We start from the raw sequence: 6235 nt of genomic DNA on the forward strand, positions 1-6235 counted from the left end.
GTCGGGTGGGGAGGAGAAAGGGTGAGGGACGAGACTTCAGGCCGCGGCGAAGACCGAGGCGAGGCGGGGGGCGACCGGGGCGAGGCGAACCGGGGTGCCGGGGGCGAACAGCGCGGCGCGGTCGATGCGCGGCTCGGAGACCTTCACGGCCGACCCGTCGGCGACGCGCACCTCGTGGACGATTGTGGCGCCCAGCGGCAGCCCCATCTCCACCACGCCGTTCAGCGTGTCGGCGCCGTTTGCGGCGGGATCGACGCGCAGATGCTCCGGCCGCAGGCAGACGGTGACGCGGCCGCCGGGGCGGACGTCGCCCTTTGGCGCGCGCGTCTCGATGGTGCCGCCGGCATCCAGCCGCACCGTGCCGCCGCTGCGGTCCGAACCGAGCAGAACGCCGCCCAGCAGGTTGGCGGAGCCGACGAAGGTGTTGACGAACAGGCTGTCCGGCGCGTCGTAGATGTCGGTCGGCGGGGAGAATTGCTCCAGCCGGCCCTGGCTCAGCACCGCGACGCGGTCGGCCATCGACAGCGCCTCCTCCTGGTCGTGGGTGACGAGGATGGTGGTGATGCCGGACAGGCGCTGGATGCGCTTCACCTCGATCTGCATGTCGAGGCGCAGGTTCTTGTCCAGCGCCGCGAAAGGTTCGTCGAGCAGCAGGATCGACGGGTTCACCGCCAGCGCGCGGGCCAGGGCCACGCGCTGCTGCTGCCCGCCGGACAGCTGGCGCGGCATGCGGTCGCCGAGATGGCCCAGCTTCACCAGATCTAGCATGCGCTGGGCCTCGCTGCGCTGGGTGGCGCGGTCGACGCCGCGGGCGTCCAGCCCATAGGCGACGTTCTCCGCCACCGTCATGTGCGGGAACAGCGCGTAGTTCTGGAAGACGATGCCGACGGAGCGGCGGTTGGGCGGCAGCCCGTCGATGGCCTCGCCGCCGACGATGACGTGGCCCTTGGTCTGGGCCATGAAGCCGGCGATGATCCGCAGCAGGGTCGTCTTGCCGCAGCCCGACGGCCCGAGCAGGGCCACCAGTTCGCCGCCCTTGATGTCGAGCGTCACGTCGTTGACGGCCAGCGTGTTGCCGTAGCGCTGGGTGATCCCGTCGAGAAGAAGCGTCTGCCCACGCTGGGCCGACTGGCTGCTTGGCGAGGCTCCGACCATGGCTGTACCGTCCGTTTCGCGTTGCGCTTTTCAGATCGTTAGATAGCAAAGCGCATGCCGTTTCCGGACTTATTAGGTTTTATCAGTGGCTTACGCGCATTATTGGTCGCTTGATGGACGGGTAGCGGCGCCCTGATGATGCTGAAATAAGCGGCAGACACAGGCAATTGCCGCATTTGGCGCCAACGATGCTAAACATTTGCCCCCACCCTAACCCTCCCCCGCTGGGCGGGGGAGGGGACTGCCGCCACTCTCCCGAACACGCACTTGCTCCCTCCCCTGCGAGAGCGGGGGAGGGTTGGGGTGGGGGCAATGGAGTGGGGAGCCCCTCACACCAGCGGCAGATCGCTGCCGCCATTGACGATGTCCACCGTCCCGGAGATCAAATTCTCGGCATACAGCGCCTCCAGGTCGATGCCGCCGGCCGGCCGCACCGGGCGGATGGCGCGGATCCAGCCGGATATCGCCTGTTCCTGGCGACGGCGGATCGCTTCGGCCTCGTCCACCGTCACCGCCTGGAAGGACAGGCGGTCGCCGGGACGCAGGCGGCCGGCGCGGGGCAGGTCGGCGGAGATCACGGTGGCGATCTTGGCATAGCCGCCGGCGGTCTGGTGGTCGTTCAGCAGCAGGATCGGCTGCCCGTTGCCCGGCACCTGGATGGAGCCGGTGACCAGCCCGTCGGACGGGATGTCGGCCGACCCGCGATGCTTCAGCGCCGGCCCTTCCAGACGCAGGCCCATGCGGTCGGCCTGCTTGCCGACATGGTAGGCCGCCGACAGGAAGGTTGCCAAAGCCTGCTCGGTGAAGCGGTCGTCCTGCGGCCCGAGCACGACACGCAACGGCCCGATGCCATACTCCGGCGGTTGCGGCAGTTCCACGTCCGGTCCGTCCGGAACGCCGTCGCGGACAAGCGGCAGCCGGTCGTCCTGGCCCAGAGGGCGCCCGCCGAGCGGACCGATGCCGGCCCGGACATAGGTGGACAGGCTGCCCATCACCGGTGCCAGCGCGAAGCCGCCGGCCACCGCCAGATAGGCCACCGACGCTCCATCCACCGCCCCCAGCCGCAGCAGGTCGCCCTGCCGCAGGGTGTGGCTGCGGTGGGGCTCCAGCGGCCGGGCGGCCTCCCCCTCGCGCTCCAGACTCATCGCCAGCGGGCCGACCGCAGCGATGCGGACGGAGGCGGCGTCCACCCGCAGGACGGGGCCGAGCAGCGCGATCTCCAGCCCCGCCATGCCCGGCGGATTGCCGACCAGCGCATTGGCGAGCCGCAGCGCCACCGGATCGAGCGCACCGGCCACCGGCATGCCCAATTCCTGGAAACCGAAGCGGCCCAGATCCTGGATCGTCGCGAACAGGCCCGGCCGCACCACCGTCAGAAAGGCGCTCATGATGCGGCCCTCAGGCAGGCGGGATCGAAGCGGCCGGCAGCCACCGCCTGCGCAATGCCGTCGAAGGCAGCGCGGTCCACCGCCTCGAATCGCACCCGGTCGCCGGCCGCCAGCAGGACGGGATCGGCCCGGCCGGCGTCATAGAGCGGAACCGGACAGCGGCCGATCAGGTGCCAGCCGCCGGGACTTTCCCACGGATAGACGGTGGTCAGCCGCCCGGCGACAGCGACGGAGCCGGCCGGCACCCGCACCCGCGGCTCCGTCCGGCGCGGCCGCTCCAGCTCCGCCGGCAGGTCGCCCATGTAGCCGAAGCCCGGCATGAAGCCCAGCATGTAGACGAAATACTCGGCCGAGCCGTGCAACTCCGCCACGCGCTCCGTGGTCAGCCCCAGTCCATTGGCCAGCTCGGCCAAATCGGGGCCGAGGTCGGGAGCGTAGCAGACCGGCAGGCGCCACAGCCGCCCCTCCGCCGTGGCGGCGTCGCTGCCGGCCAGCGCCGCCTCCACCGCCGCCTGCATCTCCCGCCGCCCGGTGGCGACGGGATCGTAGACCACCAGCAGCGAGCGGAAGGTCGGCACCGTTTCCACCAGTCCCGGCGGCGGTTCGGCTTTCAGCCGGGCGTGCAGGGCCATGACGCGGGCGTTGGTCGCCCGGTCGATGGCCTCGCCGAACTCGACGTTGAAGGCGGTGTCGCCTGCGGTGGTGAAGCGGATCTCCACGCCCACGCTCCTTACCCGATCATCATCGACGGCAGCCACGTCACCATGCCGGGGAACAGCCACAACAGGGCAACCATCAGCACCATCAGCAGGAAGAAGGGCAGGCTGGCCTTGCCGATGGTGAAGATGTTCCTGCCGGTCATCGCCTGCAGCACGAACAGGTTGAAGCCGACCGGCGGCGTGATCTGCGCCATCTCCACCACGATGATGATGTAGATGCCGAACCACAGCAGGTCGATGCCCGCCTGCTGCACCATCGGCAGGATCACAGAGGTGGTCAGCACCACCATGGAGATACCGTCGAGGAAGCAGCCCATCACGATGAAGAAGGCGGTCAGCGCCACCAGCAGCGCCGCCGGCGACAGCTGCATCGTGGTGATCCACTCCGCCAGCAGGCGCGGGATGCCGGTATAGCCCATCGCCACCGTCAGGAATGCCGCACCCGCCAGGATGAAGCCGATCATGCAGGAGGTGTGGGCGGCGCCGAACAGGCTGTCGCGGAAGGTCGTCCAGTTCAGCGTCCCGGTCGCCAGCGCCAGCACCAGCGACCCCAGCACGCCGATGCCGGCGGCCTCGGTCGGGGTGGCGATGCCGACATAGATGGAGCCCAGAACCGCGGCGATCAGCAGCATCACCGGGATCAGCGCGCCGGTGTCGCGGATCTTCTCAGGCAGACTCTGCGACGGTTCGGGCGGCGGCACCCGGCCGGGGTTCAGCAGCGACCAGCCGCCGACATAGGCCATGAACAGGCCGGTCAGCACGATGCCGGGAATGACGCCGGCGATGAACAGCCGGGCGATGGACACGTCCGCCGCCACGCCATAGACGATCATGATGATCGAAGGCGGGATCAGCAGCCCCAGCGTGCCGGCCCCGGCCAGCGATCCCAGCGTCATCATCGGGTCGTAGCCGCGCCGGTTCAGCTCCGGAATCGTCATGCGGCCGATGGTGGCGGCGGTGGCGGCCGAGGACCCGGACACGGCGGCGAAGATCGAGCAGCCGATGACGTTCACATGCATCAGCCGGCCGGGCAGCCAGCCGGTCCAGGGTGCCAGCCCCTTGAACATGTCGGACGAGATGCGGGTGCGGAACAGGATCTCGCCCATCCAGATGAACAGCGGCAAGGCCGTCAGCGTCCATGAGGTGCTGGCGCCCCAGATGTTGGTCGCCATCACCATGCCAACCGGCCGCGCGGTGAACAGCGCCATGGCGACGAAGCCGACGCCGGCCAGCGCCAGCGCCACCCAAACGCCGGCCCCCAGCATCAGGAACATCGTCACCACGACGACGATGGATGCGGTCGTCTGATCCATCGTTCAGCCCTCGCTCTGCATGCCGGCATGCTGGTAGGACGCGTCTCCGCCCCGCAGCACGGTCACGAGATCGTCCAGCAAGGCGATCACCAGCACGACCAGCCCGGCCGCCATCAGCGCCTGCGGTATCCACAAGGGGATCGGCAGCACGCCCTGGCTGAGGTCGCCGAAATCATAGGAATCGTAGGTCATGCGCAGCCAGTACCAGGCGAAATAGGCGCTGAGCGCCGTGCCGAAGGTGAGGCAGGCCAGTTCGAAAGCGCGGCGGGGCGCGCCGTGCAGCCGCTCCACCAACACGCCGACGCGGATGTGGGAGCCACGGCGCAGCGCCGGCCCCAGCATCAGGAAGAAGGACGCGGCCATGCAATAGCCGGCAAGCTCGTCGGCCCCCGGCACCATGCGGCCGACGAGGCGGCTTCCCACCTGCGTGATGATCAGCACGGCGATGGCGGCGAGCGCGACCGCGCCCAGGATCTCGGCGGTTCGATAAAGAATGAACAGTGCGGTGCGCATGGCGCAACCACCTCCTGCGGTCGGTCGGGGCGAAGGGGTGTCATGGACCGGTGGTGATCCGGCCGGCCGCCTTGCTGCGGCGTGCCGGCCGGATCTCCCCAAGATCCCTGCGGCCGGTTACTTGCGGAAGGCGGAGATGATCGCCTCGCCGTCGGCACCGGCGGCCTTGGTCCATTCCTCGGTCATGGTCTTGCCGATGGCGGACAGGCCTTCCTTCAGCTTGTCGGACGGCGGCAGGACCTTCATGCCGTTGCCGGCCATGGTCTTGTTCAACTCGGCCGTCTTCTTTTCCCACTCGGCCCAGCCGGCGGCCTCGGCCTTGGCGGCGGCGTCCTGGACCGCCTTCTGCGTGTTGGCGTCCAGACCCTTCCACACCTCTGCGTTGACGAAGACCATGTTGCGCGGCAGCCAGGCCTGGACGTCGTAATAGACCTTCACGAAGTCCCAGGCCTTGGTGTCGACGCCGGTGGCGGCCGAGGTGATCATCGCGGTGACGATGCCGGTGCCGAAGGCCTGCGCGACTTCCGCCGCCTCGATCTTCACCGGGACCGCGCCGCTCAGTTCGGCGATACGGGTGGTGGCCGGGTTGTAGGCGCGGAACTTCTGCCCCTTCAGCGCTTCGACCGACTGGATCTCGTCCTTCACGTAGAGGCCCTGCGGCGGCCACGGAATCGAGTAGAGCAGCTTCAGGCGCTGGCGCTCCAGCTTCTTCTCGAGATACGGCTTGGAGACGTCGTAGAGCTTGCGCGACGCCTGGAAGTCGGTGGCGAGGAACGGCACCGAATCGAGGCCGAACAACGGGTCCTCGTTCGCCCAGGAGCTGATCAGCACCTCGCCCAGCTGCGCCTGTCCGGACTGGACCGCGCGCTTGATCTCCGGATGGCGGATCAGCGAGCCGTTGGAATGGACGGTGATCTGGATCTTGCCGCCGGTGGCCGCCTTCACGTCCTCCGCGAACTGCTTCACCACGACGGTGTGCAGGTTCGTGTCGGGATAGGGGGTCGGCATGTCCCAGGTCTCGGCGAGTGCTGCCAGCGGCCCGGCGGCGACGCCCAGCCCCAGCAGGCCGGCGACGATCGGGCCGGCCATCCGGGCGACGAGACGGGATTGCAGCATGTCAGCGGTCATGATGTTCGGAAGCTCCCTG

At 69.0% G+C, this 6235-nt stretch carries 6 protein-coding genes; all 6 read right to left on the reverse strand.

Annotated features, from left to right (window positions below; translation table 11 throughout):
- Nucleotides 1–36 precede the first annotated feature (36 nt).
- Nucleotides 37–1155, reverse strand: a complete 1119-nt coding sequence (locus VD964_RS22910) for an ABC transporter ATP-binding protein (protein WP_324870814.1) — start codon at nt 1153–1155, stop codon at nt 37–39.
- 329 nt (nt 1156–1484) lie between these two features.
- A complete protein-coding gene (locus VD964_RS22915) occupies nt 1485–2543 on the reverse strand; it encodes a biotin-dependent carboxyltransferase family protein (protein ID WP_324870815.1) in 1059 nt (352 codons plus the stop codon).
- Nucleotides 2540–3262: a 5-oxoprolinase subunit PxpB gene (gene pxpB / locus VD964_RS22920; RefSeq protein WP_324870816.1), complete on the reverse strand. Its 723-nt coding sequence runs from the start codon at nt 3260–3262 to the stop codon at nt 2540–2542. The genes VD964_RS22915 and pxpB overlap by 4 nt, the downstream gene beginning before the upstream one ends.
- Before the next feature lie 11 nt (nt 3263–3273).
- Nucleotides 3274–4575 carry a TRAP transporter large permease subunit gene (locus VD964_RS22925; RefSeq protein WP_324870817.1) on the reverse strand — a complete coding sequence of 434 codons (1302 nt, stop codon included), beginning with the start codon at nt 4573–4575 and terminating at the stop codon, nt 3274–3276.
- Between the two features lie 3 nt (nt 4576–4578).
- Nucleotides 4579–5088, reverse strand: a complete 510-nt coding sequence (locus VD964_RS22930; RefSeq protein ID WP_324870818.1) for a TRAP transporter small permease — start codon at nt 5086–5088, stop codon at nt 4579–4581.
- A gap of 117 nt (nt 5089–5205) precedes the next feature.
- Nucleotides 5206–6235 (reverse strand): TRAP transporter substrate-binding protein (locus VD964_RS22935; RefSeq protein ID WP_414637241.1); only part of this gene is annotated, 1030 nt, incomplete at its 5' end.

The sequence above is a fragment of the Azospirillum sp. genome (assembly GCF_035628975.1).
In the GTDB taxonomy this organism is placed as follows: Bacteria; Pseudomonadota; Alphaproteobacteria; order Azospirillales; family Azospirillaceae; genus Azospirillum.